This window comes from Vibrio sp. 1CM24A (genome assembly GCF_023161725.1).
Classification (GTDB): Bacteria; Pseudomonadota; Gammaproteobacteria; order Enterobacterales; family Vibrionaceae; genus Vibrio; species Vibrio coralliirubri.
The window spans coordinates 287,838-307,755 of the sequence record NZ_JALNTS010000004.1; the positions used below are offsets into that span (position 1 = coordinate 287,838).

General features: G+C 45.2%; 17 protein-coding genes. 4 read left to right on the top strand and 13 right to left on the bottom strand.

The window, feature by feature from the left end; all coding sequences use genetic code 11:
- Window positions 1–18: 18 nt before the first annotated feature.
- The 5 genes from menC to MSG38_RS11260 all read right to left on the bottom strand — a co-directional run bounded on the left by menC (window position 19) and on the right by MSG38_RS11260 (window position 5,909).
- Window positions 19–1,026, bottom strand: coding sequence for an o-succinylbenzoate synthase (gene menC, locus MSG38_RS11240; RefSeq protein ID WP_248401877.1), 1,008 nt, complete (start codon window positions 1,024–1,026; stop codon window positions 19–21).
- A gap of 75 nt (window positions 1,027–1,101) precedes the next feature.
- On the bottom strand, window positions 1,102–1,968 hold the full coding sequence (gene menB, locus MSG38_RS11245) for a 1,4-dihydroxy-2-naphthoyl-CoA synthase (protein WP_017060170.1): 867 nt from the start codon (window positions 1,966–1,968) through the stop codon (window positions 1,102–1,104).
- Window positions 1,969–2,070: 102 nt separating this feature from the next.
- Window positions 2,071–2,871: a 2-succinyl-6-hydroxy-2,4-cyclohexadiene-1-carboxylate synthase gene (gene menH / locus MSG38_RS11250; RefSeq protein ID WP_248401878.1), complete on the bottom strand. Its 801-nt coding sequence runs from the start codon at window positions 2,869–2,871 to the stop codon at window positions 2,071–2,073.
- 9 nt (window positions 2,872–2,880) lie between these two features.
- Window positions 2,881–4,605 (bottom strand): 2-succinyl-5-enolpyruvyl-6-hydroxy-3-cyclohexene-1-carboxylic-acid synthase, encoded by a 1,725-nt coding sequence (menD, locus tag MSG38_RS11255; protein ID WP_248401879.1) that lies wholly within the window; start codon window positions 4,603–4,605, stop codon window positions 2,881–2,883.
- On the bottom strand, window positions 4,602–5,909 hold the full coding sequence (locus MSG38_RS11260) for an isochorismate synthase MenF (RefSeq protein ID WP_061039306.1): 1,308 nt from the start codon (window positions 5,907–5,909) through the stop codon (window positions 4,602–4,604). Before MSG38_RS11260 ends, menD begins: the two co-directional genes overlap by 4 nt.
- A gap of 296 nt (window positions 5,910–6,205) precedes the next feature.
- Between MSG38_RS11260 and MSG38_RS11265 the strand changes: the two genes are divergently transcribed.
- The 3 genes from MSG38_RS11265 to MSG38_RS11275 all read left to right on the top strand — a co-directional run bounded on the left by MSG38_RS11265 (window position 6,206) and on the right by MSG38_RS11275 (window position 9,591).
- A complete protein-coding gene (locus MSG38_RS11265; protein ID WP_048613093.1) occupies window positions 6,206–7,438 on the top strand; it encodes a pyridoxal phosphate-dependent aminotransferase in 1,233 nt (410 codons plus the stop codon).
- 169 nt (window positions 7,439–7,607) lie between these two features.
- Window positions 7,608–8,192, top strand: coding sequence for a 5'-deoxynucleotidase (gene yfbR / locus MSG38_RS11270; RefSeq protein WP_017060613.1), 585 nt, complete (start codon window positions 7,608–7,610; stop codon window positions 8,190–8,192).
- Window positions 8,193–8,247: 55 nt separating this feature from the next.
- Window positions 8,248–9,591, top strand: coding sequence for an anti-phage deoxyguanosine triphosphatase (locus MSG38_RS11275; RefSeq protein WP_248401880.1), 1,344 nt, complete (start codon window positions 8,248–8,250; stop codon window positions 9,589–9,591).
- Window positions 9,592–9,617: 26 nt separating this feature from the next.
- Here the strand turns inward: MSG38_RS11275 and MSG38_RS11280 are convergent, their stop codons facing one another.
- Window positions 9,618–10,217 carry a DTW domain-containing protein gene (locus MSG38_RS11280; protein ID WP_248401881.1) on the bottom strand — a complete coding sequence of 200 codons (600 nt, stop codon included), beginning with the start codon at window positions 10,215–10,217 and terminating at the stop codon, window positions 9,618–9,620.
- Window positions 10,218–10,226: 9 nt separating this feature from the next.
- Here MSG38_RS11280 and rrtA point away from each other — a divergent pair, with 9 nt between their 5' ends.
- Window positions 10,227–10,775: a rhombosortase gene (rrtA, locus tag MSG38_RS11285; RefSeq protein ID WP_248401882.1), complete on the top strand. Its 549-nt coding sequence runs from the start codon at window positions 10,227–10,229 to the stop codon at window positions 10,773–10,775.
- On the opposite strand, the gene MSG38_RS11290 is transcribed toward rrtA, so the two are convergent.
- The 7 genes from MSG38_RS11290 to tig all read right to left on the bottom strand — a co-directional run bounded on the left by MSG38_RS11290 (window position 10,766) and on the right by tig (window position 19,713).
- The gene (locus MSG38_RS11290; protein ID WP_248401883.1) at window positions 10,766–11,065 is read right to left on the bottom strand and encodes a ComEA family DNA-binding protein; all 300 of its coding nucleotides are present in this window, start codon (window positions 11,063–11,065) and stop codon (window positions 10,766–10,768) included. The two genes, rrtA and MSG38_RS11290, sit on opposite strands and share 10 nt — an antisense overlap.
- A 225-nt stretch (window positions 11,066–11,290) precedes the next feature.
- Window positions 11,291–13,156, bottom strand: a complete 1,866-nt coding sequence (gene ppiD / locus MSG38_RS11295) for a peptidylprolyl isomerase (protein WP_048607903.1) — start codon at window positions 13,154–13,156, stop codon at window positions 11,291–11,293.
- A gap of 218 nt (window positions 13,157–13,374) precedes the next feature.
- The gene (locus MSG38_RS11300) at window positions 13,375–13,668 is read right to left on the bottom strand and encodes an HU family DNA-binding protein (RefSeq protein ID WP_012604504.1); all 294 of its coding nucleotides are present in this window, start codon (window positions 13,666–13,668) and stop codon (window positions 13,375–13,377) included.
- A 168-nt stretch (window positions 13,669–13,836) separates the two neighbouring features.
- Window positions 13,837–16,188 (bottom strand): endopeptidase La, encoded by a 2,352-nt coding sequence (gene lon, locus MSG38_RS11305; protein ID WP_019824784.1) that lies wholly within the window; start codon window positions 16,186–16,188, stop codon window positions 13,837–13,839.
- A 132-nt stretch (window positions 16,189–16,320) separates the two neighbouring features.
- Window positions 16,321–17,601, bottom strand: a complete 1,281-nt coding sequence (gene clpX, locus MSG38_RS11310; RefSeq protein WP_009847283.1) for an ATP-dependent protease ATP-binding subunit ClpX — start codon at window positions 17,599–17,601, stop codon at window positions 16,321–16,323.
- An 81-nt stretch (window positions 17,602–17,682) separates the two neighbouring features.
- Window positions 17,683–18,309 (bottom strand): ATP-dependent Clp endopeptidase proteolytic subunit ClpP, encoded by a 627-nt coding sequence (gene clpP, locus MSG38_RS11315; protein ID WP_004736080.1) that lies wholly within the window; start codon window positions 18,307–18,309, stop codon window positions 17,683–17,685.
- Between the two features lie 105 nt (window positions 18,310–18,414).
- Complete coding sequence (gene tig, locus MSG38_RS11320) at window positions 18,415–19,713, bottom strand: trigger factor (RefSeq protein WP_017106221.1); 1,299 nt, start codon at window positions 19,711–19,713, stop codon at window positions 18,415–18,417.
- Between the last annotated feature and the right edge of the window lie 205 nt (window positions 19,714–19,918).

Below are 19,918 nucleotides of genomic sequence, written 5' to 3' on the forward strand. Positions count from 1 at the left end.
GCCAATCGAACGATCAGTCTAAGAAGACCAAATCAATTGCTGTTGTTCAAGCGTTGAAACTGGAAGCTGACAACCCGGCCAAGAGACTTCTAACTGTTGCTGATACAAGCCAATCGTATCAAGCCCTGGAACTTCATTAGGCAAGTACTGTTGTGCCAATCGAGCAATCTGAGTTAAGCCAAGGCTAGACTCTATGCTTGAGCTTAGTACAGGTTTAATACCAAGCTGCTCCGCACGCTCAATGATTGCCACACAACGCTCTACAGAACCAATAAGAGTTGGCTTGAGCACGACCGCTTTAACACCCGTTAAGTCGCTAAGATCAAATTCTGGGCTTCGCACCGCTTCTTGCAATGTTTCGTCCCATGCAATCGCAACACCGTGGTCGATGGCAAAGGCCAAGCTGTCTTCTGGTTTCTGACAAGGCTCTTCAATAAAGCTAATGCGCTGACGCAGTGACGGCGAAATGTATTTAATGAACTGCTTCGCTTTCTCTGGTTTCCACGCGCGGTTGGCGTCAAGTCTTAGGGTCAAATCAGGGATCGACTCAAGGAATAAGCTGACCAGCATACCATCACGAATCGCTTCGTAGAGACCGACTTTCACTTTGGCGACCTTCTCGCCTTTCATCTCATTCAATACAGGGATCAGTTCATCTGGATCGCCTGTACACAAAGGCGCCGCTTGGTAGTTACCTTGAGCGTTCAGATCGCCTCGCAATTCCATCATCGCCATCGAAAAACCAAACGCGACAGAAGGATATAGCTCGTCGAAAGGCGTTTGAGGCTTATTGTGGCTCCAAAGCTCTAATTCGTGTTGAAGCTGAATGCCAGCTTGTTCGGCATCTTCTTGGCTAAAACCGGGCAAAGGCGCAACTTCGCCAAAACCAGTTTTACCATCACACTCAAGTTGGATGATATAGCCAACGCGTTCGTTCAACTTATTGTCACGAAGAACCACGCCACTATCCATAGGTAATTGATAACGGTAAAGTTTAGCGTGACGCTGAGAATTGACTGAGTTCATAAAGTTTCCTAAAAAACGGGGAACATCAAAACAAAACGAGCCGCTATTAGCGACTCATTTCGAAGAAGAGAAAGACTATGGATTACGCGGGAACTTGTCGAAGTCCGGTCGACGTTTCTCGTTGAATGCGTTGCGGCCTTCTTGGCCTTCCTCTGTCATGTAGAACATCATGGTTGCGTTACCCGCCAACTCTTGTAGACCGGCTTGACCATCACAGTCCGCGTTCAGAGCCGCTTTCAAGCAACGCAGTGCCATTGGGCTGTGTTGAAGCACTTCACGACACCAACGAACGGTCTCTTTTTCTAGGTCAGCGACAGGAACAACGGTGTTTACAAGGCCCATGTCCAGTGCTTCTTGTGCATCGTAGAAGCGGCACAAAAACCAGATTTCACGCGCTTTCTTTTGACCAACGATACGAGCCATGTAAGAAGCACCCCAACCACCATCAAATGAACCCACTTTAGGACCCGTCTGACCGAACTGCGCGTTTTCAGCTGCAATCGTAAGGTCTGCCATCATGTGAAGTACATGACCGCCGCCTACTGCCCAACCTGATACCGCTGCGATAACTGGTTTTGGACAAGTACGAATTTGACGTTGGAAATCAAGTACGTTCAGGTGGTGTGTACCTGAATCATCTTGGTAGCCGCCGTAGTCACCACGAATACTTTGGTCACCACCAGAACAGAACGCCTTCTCACCAAGACCCGTCAAAATGATCACGCCTACTTTCTCGTCGTAACGAGCGTCAGCCAGTGCGTTGATCATCTCTTTTACGGTTTGTGGACGGAACGCATTGTGGACTTGAGGACGTGCAATCGTGATTTTTGCAATACCATCGTCAGATTTGTGGTACTGAATATCTTCGTATTGACTGCTTTCATCGCTCCAGTTAACTGCCGCGTAAAGTTCTTCTTCTGTGATGCCTACTGTTTTAGCCATGGTGATTCCCATTGTTCTATTAGAGACCACGACTAACGAGTAGTCGTGACGGTGTTGCTCTGCTTTTGATAGTGCTTGATACGAGAGAATCGCTCAGTCAGATTAACGACGACTGGCGATACATTGGATTATCAGGTTAGAAAACAGCTCAGGTTGCTCAAAATGAACATTATGACCAGCGTAATCCACCTGACTATATTCAAAGCCACTATTCTCAGCTAGCTCCATGAATTTACGATCTTTTTCTCCACATACATAATGCAATAAATGCTCATGAGATTTCAATGTGGCACGTAAATCTGGTTGCTTAGCTAACGAAGTAGATAACAACATATTTGCTACGGATACTCCAAGGTTACCACTACGCTTTATGACCAAAGTTTGTCTTTGCTCATGATTTAGTGAAGAAAAGACGCTTTGTTGATACCAATCGTCTAAAACATCTTCAATCGACTGCTGTGCAAAGCGAACAGCCCATTGCGTATCGTGTACTAACCTTTGTGCTCTTTCTTCATCACATTCCAAGCCAAAGTTGCCACCTTCAATGATGACTTTCTCTAGATTGAGCGTCTCAAAGCAAGGGCTGGTTACCCCATACATAGCGAGCCTTCCGCCCATAGAATACCCAATCACTACAATAGGGTGATCGGCAGGAAGATCGTTGAGAGCCAGTTGAGATGTGATGCACTGGACAATTTTCTTGCAGCAATGATCAAACCCTACCGGATCGATAAAGCGACTTTGTCCGTGTCCGGGTAAATCTATGCAAAGGAGAGGAAAATCCTCGAGGTATGGATGACATGCACTCCAATCATCCCCGCTTCCGAGTAAACCATGTAAGAAAACAAGCAAAGGTTTGTCAGAAGAATCTTGTACAGCTGGGTAATAATCGGAGTAAAGCATGTAAAGTCCTTAGGCTAATGCCTCGGTGAGCATTGAACTGAATTGTTTCAGCAAAGTAGACGCTTGTTCGGGAGGCGTCTTAACTTCCACGAGCAAGGTACCCTGACCCTGTTCGAAATGTTGTTCGATAATGGTTTGATAGCAATTCAAGGTTTCTGGCGCAGCGTATCCCAACTGGAATTGCGCAGCAGCGTGTTCAAAACTGAAACCATGAGGCATTTGATAAAGTGACTGTTTCTGCTGCTCTGGCACCGGCAATAAATCAAAGATCGCACCACCATCATTGTTGGTCACAACAATAACCATCGGCGTTAAATTATGAGTCAGCAGAGCCAGTGAGTTGAGGTCGTAAAGCAAAGAAGTATCGCCAATCAACATCAATAAGGGATTGTGGTTGGCTTTCATTACACCCGCAGCCGTCGCCACCAAGCCATCAATGCCCGATGCACCACGATTGCTATAAACTTGATTCGCAGATATTGACGACAGCATATCCACCAGCCTTACCATCAAGCTGTTTCCCACAAACAACTCTCTGTCTTTAAGTCTAGACGACAAGTCAACCGCAACACTCAACTCGGTCAGTTGGTCATTATTGGATATTTGTGCAAGTGCGAGTTGCTGAACGGTATTTGCGACCTCGATTAAAGGCGTCGCCCAACCCGAATGTTTGCCTAACAATGTTGGCAGGTGTTGATCGGTTATCCATGACTCAATATTGGCAACAATATGAGTTTGAGGCAGATGGTCTTGATTTATACGGTGCGCATCAGGTGAAACCACAACATATTGCGTGCAATCGAACCAAGCCGCTTGTGACTTAACCCATTGGTTTAATCGCTTAGAAACAATGCGCTCACCAAACTGAAGAATAAAATCACACTGATTAAGCTGCTCTTTGACTGAGGCACTTTGTAACCACAGATCATAATGCTTCCAATCACTGCTCACGCCCGATTGAGGATCACAGAAAATTGGCCAGCCCAAAGCCGAAGCAAACTGCTGCGCTTTTGTTGCCGCTTCTTTATCAATCGAGCCAATAATCACCGCACCTTTACGCGCTAGGTAATCACCCGGCGCTATCGGCTGTACAGTCAAATGATTGGGTAAACAGGTATTAGAATACGGGCTTGTTGACGAGCTCCATCCAGCGATACTGTTAGTGTAGTCAGCATACATCTCAGCACTACTCTTAGAATAGAGCGGCTCTGGGAACGGACAATTAATGTGAATCGCGCCGCCAACATTGCGTTGTTTCGCAAGCGCGCTATCAACCGATGTTAGAAGCCAATTCAAAGAAATCTGTGTCGTTGGGCTTGGTAGATTTAAAGCACTTCCTACATGGGAAGAAAAGATACCATGCTGCTGAATCGCTTGATTGGCACCACAGTCAACCAAGTCGATGGGTCTATCAGAAGTCAGTAAGATAAGCTTCTCTCGTGTCAGCCCAGATTCAGCAGTCGCAGGAAGCAAATTCGCCACAGCAGTTCCTGATGTCACAATCACTGCAACTGGCTTATCACTTGCTTTTGCTAAACCTAAAGCTAAGAATCCAAGACCACGCTCATCAAAGTGCGTGTGTAAGGTTAACTTGGAGTTGGCTTCAGCTTCGAGAGTTAACGGCGTTGAGCGAGAGCCCGGCGCAACACAAACATGTTCAACGCCATTGCGTGCAAGCTCTTCAAGTAACGTGTGACACCAAACTCTATTTAATACGGCTTGGTCGTGACTCATGACGCCACACCCAATGGTGGGTGATCAGAAATGAGGCTGAGCAAGGTAGACATCTTCTTGTTCAGCTCTTGCCACTCATGTTCGGCAACCGATCCCGGCACGATCCCCGCGCCAGCAAACAGTTGTACTTGATCATTTACAATCAAGGCGCTTCGAATCGCCACGCAGAATTCCGCTCGCTGATGACTGATATAGCCTACAGAGCCTGCATACCAGCCTCGAGCAAACGGTTCGTGTTCAAGAATGAAATCCATCGCCTCTTTACGCGGCAAACCCGCTACCGCCGCAGTTGGCTGTAATGCAGCAAGCAACTGCACACCATTAATGCCATTGTTGAGCTGAGCATGGATATTGCGCTTCAAATGCTGCACCTTGCGCAAGCGCACTAAACGCGCATCCTTTTCAACATGGACTGTTTGAGAATGGGGAGTGAGACGTTCAATGATGTCGTCGACCACATACTGGTTCTCATTGAGGTTTTTGCTGTCTTGAGAAAGCCAGTTGGCCAGTTCCATATCCTCAGTAGCGTTCTCTCCGCGACCAATGGTTCCAGCAAGCGCTTCGGTATCAAGCTCAGTACCATGTCGGCTATATAAGCGCTCAGGCGTCGAGCCAATGAAGCTGTGTTTAGAATCCAGCACCAACATGAAATGAAAGCTGTGATGATTTTGCAGGTAGCTGGCTTTAAGTAATTGAGCTGCGCAGATAGGCGCATCGAGCTGCAGTGTGGTTTTACGCGCTAAAACGACTTTTTTGTACTCTTCATCGCTAATGCCTTGCAGCACTTTATCGACAAGGTTGCCCCACTGTTCTCTTTCTGGAACGTGATTGATCTGTTCAATATGGGCAGACAAAGGCGCCAATATCGCGGCTTCTACAGAAAGCTTATTCAAAGCATTAATAGAAGAAACGCGATCAGGGGACAAGTTAACCGCCAGCGACCACGTATTGTCAAAGCGGATCAATTCAACCTGAGGAAGGAAGAAAAACGATTCCATGCAGCGGCGGTTCTTTGCGGTGTGCCCGTCAAACGAGCGTCCACCCCAGATTCGTTGGTCTTCACCAAGAATCGCGTACGCGGGTGCAGGATCTGAAAACGTATGTAACTGTCCGAGCGCAACAACCTCTTCACGAGTGTCGCGTGACTGCCAGTAGAACTTAGGAAAGAGCGGTTGAGCATGAAGCCATTCTATAAATGCAAACGATGGTTTTTGCGTTAGAACTTCAACACAACGAACTTCGCTTGCTTGGGCATTTTGTACTCGCTCAATCAAAGCGGAGATAGTTTGCTGGAAATGTGACAAATCGACCTCGTTCACATCTAAATTATTATTATATTAGTTTGATACTTTATGGGCAGTACCCACTTAGATCAAGAATGTACTATATCTTTTCAACATTCCTGTGATTTTAAGCGATCCCGCCCCTTTATTCATCTTAGCCAATAACCAAGAAAGCGATTAATTAAAATTTAGAAAAGAGTGACAACAAAAAGGCTAAACGTAACACTGAAATGCGACATTCATCAGATTTTTATTCTATCAAACGCCATTTTGCGGTACTTTAATAAAGTATTTAAATTAATTTCAGGAAATCGGCAATGCAAAATATCGGGATGTCGTCAAAACTCAACAGCGTATGCTACGAAATCAGGGGGCCTGTACTCAAACATGCTAAGCGCATGGAAGAAGAAGGGCATAAAATACTGAAGCTTAATATTGGTAACCCCGCCCCATTTGGTTTTGACGCCCCTGATGAAATCCTTGTTGACGTAATCCGTAACCTACCGACATCTCAAGGTTACTGCGACTCAAAAGGCATCTATTCAGCCCGCAAAGCGGTTGTTCAGCACTACCAGAAAAAAGGCCTACGTAACCTTGATGTAGAAGACGTTTACATTGGTAACGGCGCATCAGAGCTTATCGTTATGTCTATGCAAGCGCTACTGGATAATGGTGATGAAATCTTAGTTCCCGCTCCGGACTATCCACTATGGACAGCGTCTGTTGCGCTTTCTGGTGGTACACCGGTTCACTACATGTGTGATGAAGATGCTGATTGGTATCCAGATTTAGACGACATGCGCGCGAAGATCTCACCAAAGACGCGCGGCATCGTTCTTATCAACCCGAACAACCCAACAGGCGCGGTTTACAGCCGTGATTTCCTATTACAAGTGGTTGAGATTGCTCGTGAGCACGGTTTGATCATCTTTGCCGATGAAATCTACGACAAAGTACTTTACGACGGTGCGGTACACACTTCAGTGGCAACGCTTGCTGAAGATGTATTAATGGTCACGTTCAACGGCCTATCTAAAGCTTACCGTGTATGTGGTTTCCGTGGTGGTTGGATGTTCTTAACAGGCCCTAAACACCTAGCGAAAGGCTACGTTGAAGGACTAGAAATGCTGGCCTCAATGCGTTTGTGCGCCAACGTTCCGATGCAACACGCCATCCAAACCGCACTCGGTGGCTATCAGAGTATCAATGAGCTGATTCTTCCAGGCGGTCGACTGCTTGAACAGCGTGACCGTGCATGGGAACTGATCAACAAGATCCCGGGCGTTTCTTGTGTGAAACCGAAAGGCGCAATGTACCTGTTCCCTAAGATCGACACCAACATGTACAACATCAAAGACGATCAGAAGTTTGTACTCGACTTCCTTAAGCAAGAGAAAGTGTTATTGGTTCAAGGTACTGGCTTCAACTGGCCGAAACCGGATCACTTCCGCATCGTGACTCTGCCGCACATCGAAGATCTAGAAATCGCGATTGGTCGTCTAGAGCGCTTCTTACAGACTTACAGCCAAGACGACCTCGTAGAAGGTTAATAAGCACAAAGAAAGATGGCTACAATTTGCTGTTTTAAAAGACTTTAACTTGTATTCATTCACTTCTATGCTTAAAAGGCTCCTGTTTAGGAGCCTTTTTTGTATCCGCTGTCTCGTATGCCTGTGCAAACACAAAATACGAGTGGAGCACTCTTTAGAAAGGACACTTATGAAGCAGAGCCATTTCTTTGCCCACCTTGCTCGCATGAAGCTGATTCAACGTTGGCCCCTGATGCGCTCGGTCTCAAGCGAGAACATTTCAGAACATAGCCTACAGGTTGCTTTCGTGGCACACGCTTTGGCGCTGATCAAAAACAAGAAGTTTGATGGTCAGCTTAACCCCGAGCACATAGCTCTGCTTGGCATGTACCACGACACCAGTGAGGTACTGACAGGTGATTTGCCAACGCCAGTTAAATACTACAATCCGGATATTGCACAAGAGTATAAGAAGATAGAAGCCGCAGCAGAACAAAGACTGCTTTCGATGTTGCCAGAAGAGTTCCGAGACGACTTCGCCCCCTTCTTAATATCTGGTACTGCGAGTAAAGAAGAGCAAAGCATCGTCAAGCAGGCAGATACTATCTGTGCGTACCTGAAATGCTTGGAAGAGCTCAGTGCGGGCAATCATGAATACGAGCAAGCCAAGCGCCGACTGGAAGAGACACTCGAACAACGCAAAAGCCCAGAAATGGACTACTTTCTCACCACATTTGCGCCGAGCTTTGAATTATCACTAGACGAGATAAGCTAGCTGGGTATAAGTTGTTTTTAATTAGCTAAATAAAATCAATTTGATAGGTGCTATTTTGAATTCTCAACTCGAACCACCCTTTGTACTCGAACAAGAATGGCAGCATCGAAATGACGATGAACACAAAATAAGACGTGATGATCACCGAAGCCCGTATCAGCGTGACCGTGCGCGCGTGCTTCACTCTGCTGCTTTCCGTCGCTTACAAGCGAAAACCCAGATCCATGGCACCACGGTCAACGACTTTCACCGAACGCGCCTTACCCACTCTCTTGAGGCCGCTCAGCTTGGCACCGGTATCGTCGCTCAACTGAAGAAAAAGCAGCCCGAATTTCGAGACCTATTACCCTCAGACAGTTTGATTGATTCACTGTGTTTGGCTCACGACATCGGTCATCCACCCTATGGACATGGCGGCGAAGTCGCACTCAACTACATGATGCGCGACCACGGCGGCTTTGAAGGTAACTCTCAAACGTTTCGCATAGTCACACAGCTAGAACCTTACACTGAACATCACGGGATGAACCTATCTCGACGCACTTTGTTAGGTCTAATTAAGTACCCTTCTCTGCTGAGTGAGGTTCAAGCTAAATTGCAGTCTGAGCCCGTAAAGCATCAACGACAACTCCGAGCCAAAGATTGGATGCCAGCAAAAGGCATCTACGATCATGATGAAGAGTTGTTTAACTGGGTACTTGAACCGCTTTCAAGCAGCGATCAACAGCTTCTAAAACAGAAAAGAAAAACACACACCGAGCCACTTGAACATAACAAGACCAAATATAAGTCGCTGGATTGTTCGATCATGGAGCTTGCTGACGACATCGCGTATGGCGTGCATGATTTAGAAGATGCGATTGTGCTTGGCTCTGTGACCAAAGCTCAGTGGGTCGAATCGGCTTACCCTCAACTGAAAGAGATGGCCGACCCATGGATTTGTGAGCACCTAGATTCAATTACAGAAATGCTTTTCTCTGGTGAACAGTATCGTCGAAAAGATGCGATTGGTGGGATAGTCAACGCACTGTTAACCAGTATCTCGATTAAGCGAGTGGATGCTAACTTTGAGAATGTGCTTTTGGCTTACAATGCGGTGCTTGAACCGAGCATGGATGGCACACTCGATAAACTGAAACACTTTGTCAGCGAGTTTGTGATTCAAGTGCCTCAGGTTCAAGTCATCGAATACAAAGGCCAACAGATCATCATGGATATGTTTGAAGCATTCAGTGCTGATCCTGAACGCTTGCTGCCATTGCCCATCAAGAAGCAATGGCTACAGCATCAAGATGAATCAAGAAAAATGCGCGTGATTGCGGATTACATTTCATCGATGACTGATGATCTTGCGCAGAAGATGCATCAGCAATTATTCTCGGCTCATACCGAGTTTTAATTCCTGACTCACTTTACTAAAACGCCTTAATCTAAGTAGTTTTTCTCAAACACACCCGGCGGCATTTGATTGATTTGAAACTGAATCATTTGGTCAAATGCCGTTAGCAAAGGACTAAAGTCGCCATTACTCTCTAACAAGCTAAGCAAATGATAGCCAGCTTCAACGGTTGAAAGGCTGTTTTCACTGGGTGCTTTGCGAATTCGGTAATTACCCTTGAGATCTTTCGGTAAGTGAACCGTGTTCAACGCATGCAAGTTACTCGATACTTGCCACATCTTGAACGCCTTCTTCCACGTGCCATCCAATAAAATCACACGCAGCTTCTTATTGGGACATGTCGCCGACTCAACTGAAACAGAGTTTTCGCTTGGGTATAAAATCACATGTTGGTACTGTTCATCGGTCAGTAATGCGTTGAGTTTTTCGTTGTTTGAAAAGTCTTCGCCAACAAACGTCACGCTGTTCTTTAGAGATAACGAGAGAATACGCGCTGTTCCCATCGGGCGATGCTCTTCTGATGGATGCTGAAGAATGATAAGCTCAACATTCGATTCGAGTGGTGTAACCCACTGACAAATACAAGCTTTCAAAGCCTTGCTGCATTGGGGGCAATAACGAGACATGGATTTAATGTGTACCCTGTTTTAATTTTCACTTCACTTTTATGCGTCTTATTCCAATTTGAGCCAATACAAGCTTGGGTCGTTTGGGATAGCAATGCGATTGCCGAGGGGCAATGGTGGCGAATCCTAACAGGAAACTTTTCACATACCAACTACTCGCATCTTCTGATGAATCTAGCAGGCTTGTGGATCATCAGCTACCTGTTTCAACCGAGTAAAAAACAGCTTGTTGTTGCTTTGCTTGTGATTAGTTTAGTGACTGGCGTCGCTCTGTTGTTTTCAAGTATTCAGATCTACGTTGGCCTATCGGGCACTTTGCATGGGTTGTTTGGCTTGTTCGCGCTCAGAGAGGCTTTAAACGGCAGGAAATCTAGTTGGCTGTTAGTGTTCGGATTAGTCGCTAAAATCGCTTGGGAGCAGCTTATTGGTCCTTCTAGTACGACTGGCGAACTGATTAACGCTCGTGTTGCAATTGAAGCCCACCTAGCAGGAGCACTGGCTGGAGGCTTCATGGCTGTCGTTTCATTTCTAATGAATAAAAAAACCGATCAAAGCTGAATTCTTTCTCGATTATTTTCAACCGTCGCTTCACCTATCCCTTTGACACTCACCAAATCATCAGCAGTCGTAAATGCCCCATTCTGATCTCTGTAATCGACGATCTCTTTGGCTTTCTTATCACCCACACCCACCAATAGTGCTGAAAGTTCTTCTGCTGTCGCGGTATTGATGTTGACCGTAATCTCTATGCCATCGTAAAGCTCAGCCTTGGTTGGGCTGTCTGCAAACACAGCAGGGCTTAAGAGCATCAGAAATGAAAGAAATAGTGTTGAATATATCGTGCGCATAAATCGTTCCTTTGTTCAAAAAACGTAACTTATGCATTTGCCGCGCTAGATAACACAATCACCAGATAAAAATAAAGCGGGTCACCTAAGTGACCCGCTTCGTTATACATCTTATTTTCATCAGCTTGTTTGTTGGCTCACAAATCTGAATTGAAGCTTAACAATCATATGTTGATTCTCAGTAGTCAACTCTAACTTGAGCTTGCTACTGAGGGAATCAAACGCTTACTGACCTTGACCCACTACGTAGTATTCAACGTCTGCGTTTTTACGAAGCACGTTTAGTACGTTAGTCAGATCTTGTTGGTTACCAACTCGCTCCAACTGTGCACCAATTTGAGTGCTGTAAGCTGGGTTGATTTCAGCAGTCACTTTAGAAAGCTCAACAACAACGATGTTACCGTCTTGGTCTTTAGATTGACCGAACACAGCTTGGCCTGCTTCTGGTTTCGCTAGAGCGAATACAGATGCCGCTAATGGCGAGTTACGGTCAATCGTTTCAAGTTCAGTGAACTCAAGGTTGTTGTCCGCTAGAACTGCTTCATTGCCTTGCTCAAGTTCGTTCACTAGAGAAACACCTAGCTCAACCGCTTGTTGCTCAGCTTGTACAGCAGACAATGCAGCAACAACTTGATCTTTCACTTCAGCTAGAGGAAGAACTGTCTCGTCACGAGTCTCTTCTACACGAACAACAATTACGTGCTCAGGTGCAACTTCGATAACTTCCGAGTTTAGACCGTCTTCTTTCACTTCAGGGCTCAAGATAGCTTGCATAACTGCAGGCGTCATCAGAACTTCTGGAGCGTCAACTTGAGAGATGAAATCTGTTGTTGTGATCTTCGCGTTGATAGCTTCTGCAGAATCATCTAGAGAATCTGGGAATTCAAACGCTACTTTTTCTAGCTCAGTTTGTTGCTCGTAGAACTGATCAACTGCGTGTTGGTCTAGAAGCTCTGTCTTAATCTCTGCCGCTACTTCAGTGTAAGGCTGAGCTTGAGACGCTTTTAGTTCGTCTAGCTTGATGATGTGGTAGCCGAAATCAGATTTAACTAGGCCAGTAGTATCGCCAATATTCTCAAGAGCGAAAGCCGCGTCTTCGAATGCTGGGTCCATAACATCGCGTTCAATCCAACCTAGATCACCGCCAACGTCTGCACTACCGAAGTCGTCAGATTTCTCTTCCGCTAGCGTAGCAAAATCAGCGCCTGCATTTAGCTCATCTAGGATTGACTGAGCTTTCGCTTCGTCATCGCCTTGAACTAGGATGTGGCTAACTTTACGTTGCTCTTCAGTTGAGTACTTGTCTAGGTGCTCTTGGTAGTATTTCTGTGCTTCTTCATCGCTTACTTCAAGCTGAGACTTAAGCGCTTCAGCAGAAAGCTCAATGTAAGATACCTTAGCTTGCTCTGGACGAGTGTAAGCTGCTGGGTTCTCTTGGTAGTACTGTTCGATTTGCTCGTCAGTTAACTCGATGCCTTTTGCAAGGTCAGCAACAGACAGTGTCACTGTGCGAATATCACGAGTTTGTGCGATAAGCTTGCTCTGAGTATCGATTTCGCCCTGAAGAACGAATTCACTGCCTTGAAGTGCAGTCACAAGCTGGTTGCGCATTAGATCACGACGCATGTATTCAGCGAAGCTCTCTGCGCTGAAACCTGCACGACGTAGTGCTGCTTGGTAAACTTCTTGGTCGAATTGACCAGCCGTTTGGAACTGAGGCATTTCTAGAATCATGGTACGGATTTGAGAATCACTGATTCGTAGGCCTAGAGACTCAGCTTGCTGCTCAAGCAGTACATCATTGATCATGCGATCAAGTACTGATTTACGGAAAGACTCTACGTAAGCAGGGTCTGCAAGCATTTGCGCGAAGTAATCGCCAAGTTGAGACTGCATACGATTACGTTCGTTTTGGTAAGCCTGTTCAAACTCACCACGAGCAATTTCTGTGTTGCCAACTTTAGCTGCTGCGTTGTTACCGCCACCGGTGATGTAGCTGCCTACACCTGCGAATACGAATGACAGGATAATCAACCCAAGGATAATTTTTACCGCGATGCTATTCACGCCTTCGCGTAATCGATCCATCATAATTTAAGTGCTCTCCGGATATGAAGCATTGGCTTCAAAATAAAAATCTATTCACGCGATATTATCAGAAAAAGAAATGCGCATCAGTAGGATGCGCATAATTTAAATAAGTTCAATGTGCTTTGTACACATACTGTTTAAGAATGAAACATCATTTTTCAAACAGTAAACGCATTTTACTGCCTTCCCCTCTTAAATGGAGGTTTCAGCAGTGAAAATTAGTTACATGCGTCTTTAAGTGCTTTACCCGCTTTAAAGCCAGGTACTTTAGCTTCTGCGATTTGGATCTCTTCACCAGTTTTTGGGTTACGACCTGTACGAGCAGCACGAGTACGAACACTGAAAGTACCAAAGCCAACAAGTGCAACTTGGTCGCCTGATTGTAGCGTTGTGCCAACTGCTTCGATGAATGCGTCTAGAGCGCGGCCAGCTGAAGCTTTAGAGATGTCTGCGTTTTCTGCGATTGATTCTACTAGTTGTGTTTTATTCACTGTTTTTCCCCTATGTGTCATCTGTGACTACTTCTGATGACTGTACGTTCCATTTTGGTTTTAATTTAGCCGCAAGCCTTATTGCAAAAGGGCTGCCGCTTTGATCAATAACTTAGCGTCCAAAAAAAACGCTGACAAGCCTTTTCGGGCCTATCAGCGTAATTCTTTACTTATTTTTGCTATGCATCACTATTTTTTCACGTCAAACTCGACCCCTGACGGATCTCGTTCTAGCGCGACTTTGAGTACTTCATCAATCCACTGAACCGGGATCACCTTCAAGTCAGCGATTACGTTGTCTGGAATCTCTTCCAAATCACGCTCATTGTCTTTAGGAATCAGTACAGTTTTGATGCCGCCACGGTGTGCTGCAAGCAGCTTTTCTTTCAAGCCACCGATAGGTAAAACTTCACCACGAAGGGTAATTTCACCTGTCATACCGACCTCAGCTTTAACAGGGTTACCCGTCAAGCTAGACACTAGTGCAGTACACATTGCGATACCCGCACTCGGGCCATCTTTCGGTGTAGCACCTTCTGGTACGTGAACGTGAATATCGCGCTTTTCGTAGAAATCTGAGTTAATACCCAGTTTTTCTGCACGAGAACGAACCACGGTCATTGCCGCTTGGATCGATTCTTTCATCACATCGCCAAGTGAACCGGTTTGCGTTAGCTTACCTTTACCCGGCATTGCTTCAGTCTCGATAGTCAGTAGATCACCACCAACTTGAGTCCAAGCTAAACCAGTCACTTGACCAATACGGTTGCTTTCATCCGCTTTACCGAAGTCATGACGTTGAACGCCTAAGTACTCTTTCAGGTTATCAATGTTAACCGTTACAGACTTAAGGTCGCTGTCTAGCAAGATGTTCTTCACTGCTTTACGACAGATCTTAGAGATTTCACGCTCTAGGCTACGTACACCCGCTTCACGTGTGTAGTAACGAATGATGCCGATGATTGCAGAGTCTTCAATCTCAATCTCATGAGGCTTAAGACCGTTGCGTTGAACTTGCTTGTCCAATAGGTGGCTCTTAGCAATGTTCAGCTTTTCATCTTCGGTGTAACCAGACAGGCGAATCACTTCCATACGGTCCAGTAGTGGGCCAGGAATGTCCATCGAGTTAGACGTTGCCACGAACATCACATCAGACAGATCGTAATCGACTTCTAGATAGTGATCGTTGAATGCATTGTTTTGCTCAGGATCTAGAACTTCTAGAAGCGCTGAAGATGGGTCGCCACGCATATCAGAAGACATCTTATCGATTTCATCTAATAGGAACAGTGGGTTCTTAACGCCAACTTTAGACATCTTCTGGATTAATTTACCCGGAAGTGAACCGATGTACGTACGACGGTGACCACGAATCTCAGCTTCATCACGAACGCCACCTAGTGCCATACGTGTGTACTTACGACCCGTTGCCGCAGCAATCGAACGACCTAGCGAGGTTTTACCTACACCAGGAGGACCGACAAGACAAAGGATTGGACCTTTTAGCTTGTTGATACGGTTTTGTACTGCCAAGTACTCAAGAATACGTTCTTTAACACGCTCTAAGCCGTAGTGATCTTCGTTTAAGATCTCTTCCGCTTTCGCTAAATTCTTTTTCACTTTTGAACGCTTAGCCCAAGGAACGCCAACCATCCAATCAATGTAGCTACGTACTACTGTTGCTTCAGCAGACATTGGCGACATCATTTTCAGTTTTTGCAGTTCTTGCTCAGTTTTCTCACGAGCTTCTTGAGGCATCTTAGAATCTTCGATCTTCTTCTTCAGAGTCTCGAATTCATCAGGTGCGTCGTCCATCTCGCCAAGTTCTTTCTGAATCGCTTTCATTTGCTCATTCAGGTAGTACTCACGCTGAGATTTTTCCATCTGCTTCTTAACGCGGCCACGGATACGTTTTTCAACTTGCAGGATGTCAATTTCTGACTCCATTTGGCCCATCAAGAATTCCAGACGTTCAGTTACATCTAAGATTTCTAGAACGTGCTGCTTGTCTACCAGTTTAAGTGGCATGTGCGCAGCAATCGTATCAGCAAGGCGAGCCGCCTCATCAATACCGTTCAGAGACGTTAGAACCTCTGGTGGAATCTTTTTGTTCAGCTTAATAAAGCCTTCGAATTGATTGATCGCACTACGAACAACCACTTCTTGTTCTTTTTCGTCAAGTTCTGAGGTAACAACGTATTCGGCATCCGCTAAGAAGAATTCACTTTCTTTGAATTGGTGAATTTTTGCACGCTGCTGACCTTCAACAAGTACTTTAACCGTACCATCAGGGAGCTTTAGTAACTGAAGAATAGTAGCGACTGTACCTACGTTAAATAGGTCGTCGATTGAAGGCTCATCAGTGTCCGCTTCTTTCTGCGCTACAAGTAGTACTTGTTTGTTAGCTTCCATTGCCGATTCAAGGCATGTAATCGATTTTTCACGACCGACAAACAATGGAATAACCATGTGTGGGTAAACCACTACATCACGTAGAGGTAGCACGGGGATTTCGATACGCTCGGAACGTTCCAAGTTCATATATTTCTCTCTTCCGCTTTAACTTATAAAGCAGTATATGGGGCTTAAACGACTGGATTCAATGGAAGAATAAAAAAAAGGAGGTAATTGCTTACCTCCTTTTTCAATTTGAGTGACTTGTCTAAAAAAGACCTACTCTGCAACAGCTGCTTGATTATCTGAGTTGCTGTAAATCAACAGTGGTTCTGACTCACCATTAATTACCGACTCATCAATCACAACCTTGCTTACATCAGTTGAAGATGGCAGTTCGTACATAGTTTCTAGTAGAACACCCTCCAAGATAGAGCGTAGACCACGAGCACCTGTTTTACGGTTCATTGCTTTCTTCGCAATTGCGCGTAGGGCGTCTTCACGGAATTCTAACTCTGTATCCTCAAGCTCAAATAATGCTGCGTACTGTTTTGTCAGTGCATTCTTTGGCTCACATAGGATTTGGATTAGCGCTTCTTCATCAAGCTCTGTCAGTGTTGTTGTCACAGGTAGACGACCAATGAATTCTGGAATCAGACCATATTTCACTAGATCTTCAGGTTCTACTTGAGTGAACAATTCACCAATCGTTTTGGTTTCGTCTTTTGAACGCACTTCTGCGCCAAAGCCGATACCTGAACCTGTTTCTACACGCTGTTCAATCACTTTATCTAGGCCTGCAAACGCACCACCACAGATAAATAGGATCTTAGACGTGTCCACTTGCAAGAACTCTTGCTGTGGATGCTTACGACCACCTTGAGGTGGAACTGAAGCAACTGTACCTTCAACAAGTTTTAGTAGAGCTTGCTGTACACCTTCACCAGACACGTCACGCGTGATTGATGGGTTTTCAGCTTTACGAGAAATCTTGTCGATTTCATCGATGTAAACAATGCCGCGTTCCGCTTTCGCTACGTCGTAATCACATTTCTGAAGCAACTTCTGGATGATGTTTTCAACATCTTCGCCCACGTAACCTGCTTCGGTTAGTGTTGTTGCGTCGGCCATTGTGAAAGGAACGTCTAGGAAACGAGCCAGTGTTTCAGCCAGTAGTGTTTTACCACTACCAGTAGGACCGATAAGAAGAATGTTACTCTTACCTAGCTCTACGCCTTCAGCTGTCGTATCACCATTACGTAAACGCTTGTAGTGGTTATAAACTGCAACTGCTAGCACTTTCTTCGCGTATTCTTGACCGATTACATAGTCGTCAAGATGCTCACGAATCTCACGCGGCGTTGGCAGCGATTCCGATTCTTTCTTAGGAAGAACATCTTTAATTTCTTCACGAATAATGTCGTTACAAAGATCGACACATTCATCACAAATGTAAACAGAAGGACCTGCGATTAACTTGCGAACTTCGTGTTGGCTTTTGCCACAGAAAGAGCAGTAAAGCAGTTTACCGCTACCACCCTCTTTGCTTTTATCTGTCATTCGCTAACCTCTTAGCCTTAACTCTCTATGCTTGAGTGTATATCAATTTGAATCACTTTGCGTTAAACAATTGCCCTGCAATTATTGACCGCGGTGATTAAGAACTGAATCCACCAAGCCGTATTCTACTGCTTGATCAGCAGACATGAAGTTATCACGATCTGTATCGCGCTCAACAACTTCTAGAGGCTGACCAGTGTGCTCTGCCAATAGTTTGTTTAGCTTTTGTTTGATCGTTAGGATCTCTTGCGCGTGAATTTGAATATCAGACGCTTGGCCTTGGAAGCCGCCAAGTGGCTGGTGAATCATTACACGTGAGTTTGGAAGCACGTGACGCTTACCAGGAGTACCACCCGCTAGTAAGAATGCACCCATAGAGCAAGCTTGACCCATACATACTGTGCTCACGTTTGGCTTGATGAATTGCATTGTGTCGTAGATAGACATGCCTGCTGTTACGCTACCGCCAGGTGAGTTGATGTAAAGATAGATATCTTTGTCTGGGTTTTCTGATTCCAAGAAAAGCAGTTGAGCCACGACAAGATTTGCCATGTGGTCTTCCACTTGACCTGTTAAGAAAATGATACGTTCTTTTAATAGACGAGAATAAATATCGTAAGAACGTTCACCACGGGAAGTCTGTTCAACCACCATAGGAACTAGTGCGTCCATAATCGATGGCATTGTATTTTTTTCTTGGTAGCTCATATTCTTATGTCCCTAAAATAAATGGCCCGAATGATTAAATCATACGGACCATTGTTAGCAGAATTGTTGACCGTACGTCAACCTTCTACGTCAGATATTACTATATTAAGCAGGTTGCTGATTCATTAGCTCGTTGAAGCTAACTTCTTTATCAGAAACTTGAGCTTTAGCGATGATTGCATCAATAGCTTGCTCTTCTAGAGCAACGTTGCGCATGTTGTTCATCATTTGCTCGTTTTGCTCGTAGTAAGCAATAACTTCTGTTGGATCTTCGTATGCTGTAGCCATCTCTTCGATGATAGCTTTAACTTTCTCGTCGTCAGCTTTTAGCTCTTCAGTCTTGATTACTTCACCAAGAAGAAGACCTACAACTACGCGACGTTTAGCTTGCTCTTCGAACAGCTCACGTGGAAGTTGGTCAGCAGCTTCAGTGTTGCCACCGAAACGTTGAGCAGCTTGTTGACGTAGAACACCGATTTCTTGATCGATAAGAGCAGAAGGTACGTCGATGTTGTTTTCGTTAACTAGACCGTCGATAGCTTGCTCTTTGATGCGGTTCTTAACAGCTTGCTTAAGCTCACGCTCCATGTTCTTACGAACTTCAGCTTTAAGACCTTCAACGCCGTCAGCAGCGCCGAACTTAGAAACGAATTCTTCGTTTAGTTCTGGAAGTTCACGAGCTTCAACTTTGTTCAGCTTGATAGAGAACTTAGCTGCTTTACCTTTTAGGTTTTCAGCGTGGTAATCTTCTGGGAAGTTTACGTCGATTTCGAATTCCATACCTGCTGTTTTACCAACGATACCGTCTTCGAAGCCAGGGATCATGCGACCAGCGCCCATCTCTAGTGGGAAGTTCTCAGCTTTGCCGCCTTCAAACTCTTCACCGTCGATAGAACCAACGAAGTCGATAGTTGCACGAGAACCAGCGTCAGCAGCAGCTTCAACTTCAGTCCAAGTTGCTTGTTGCTTACGTAGAGTTTCGATCATCTCTTCAACGTCAGCTTCTTTAACTTCTACTGCTGGTTTCTCAACAGTGATGTTTTCTAGACCTTTCAGCTCAACTTCTGGGTAAACTTCAAAAGTTGCGTTGAATACTAGGTCAGCGCCTTCGTTGTTTTCAACTGGTGCGAAAGTAGGTGCGCCAGCTGGGTTGATTTTCTCTTTAACGATCGCTTCGATGAAGTGACGTTGCATTACTTCGCCCATCACGTCTTGACGTACTGCTTTGCCGTACATTTTAGCAACCATCTTCATTGGCACTTTGCCTTTACGGAAACCATCGAAACGACGGTTTTTCGCGATGTTGCGTAGTTCAGCTGTAACTGCATCTTCGATGTTAGCAGCAGGAACAGTAATATTAAGACGGCGCTCTAGGCCTTCTAGCGTTTCAACAGTAACTTGCATTATATAAACCTCAAAACTGGCTCAGTAATCTGAGCATATGAGCCGTAACTTAGCTTTAATTCAAAAGCAGACGTTGTTGGCTGCATCCTTGTGTAGTGCTCTATCCGAACACCTAATTTAAAATCGAGCATTGATGTCTGAATTGATTATTCAACCAAACACCAGACTAATCAGCGATATCTTCGTTCTTCACACGTCGATTAAA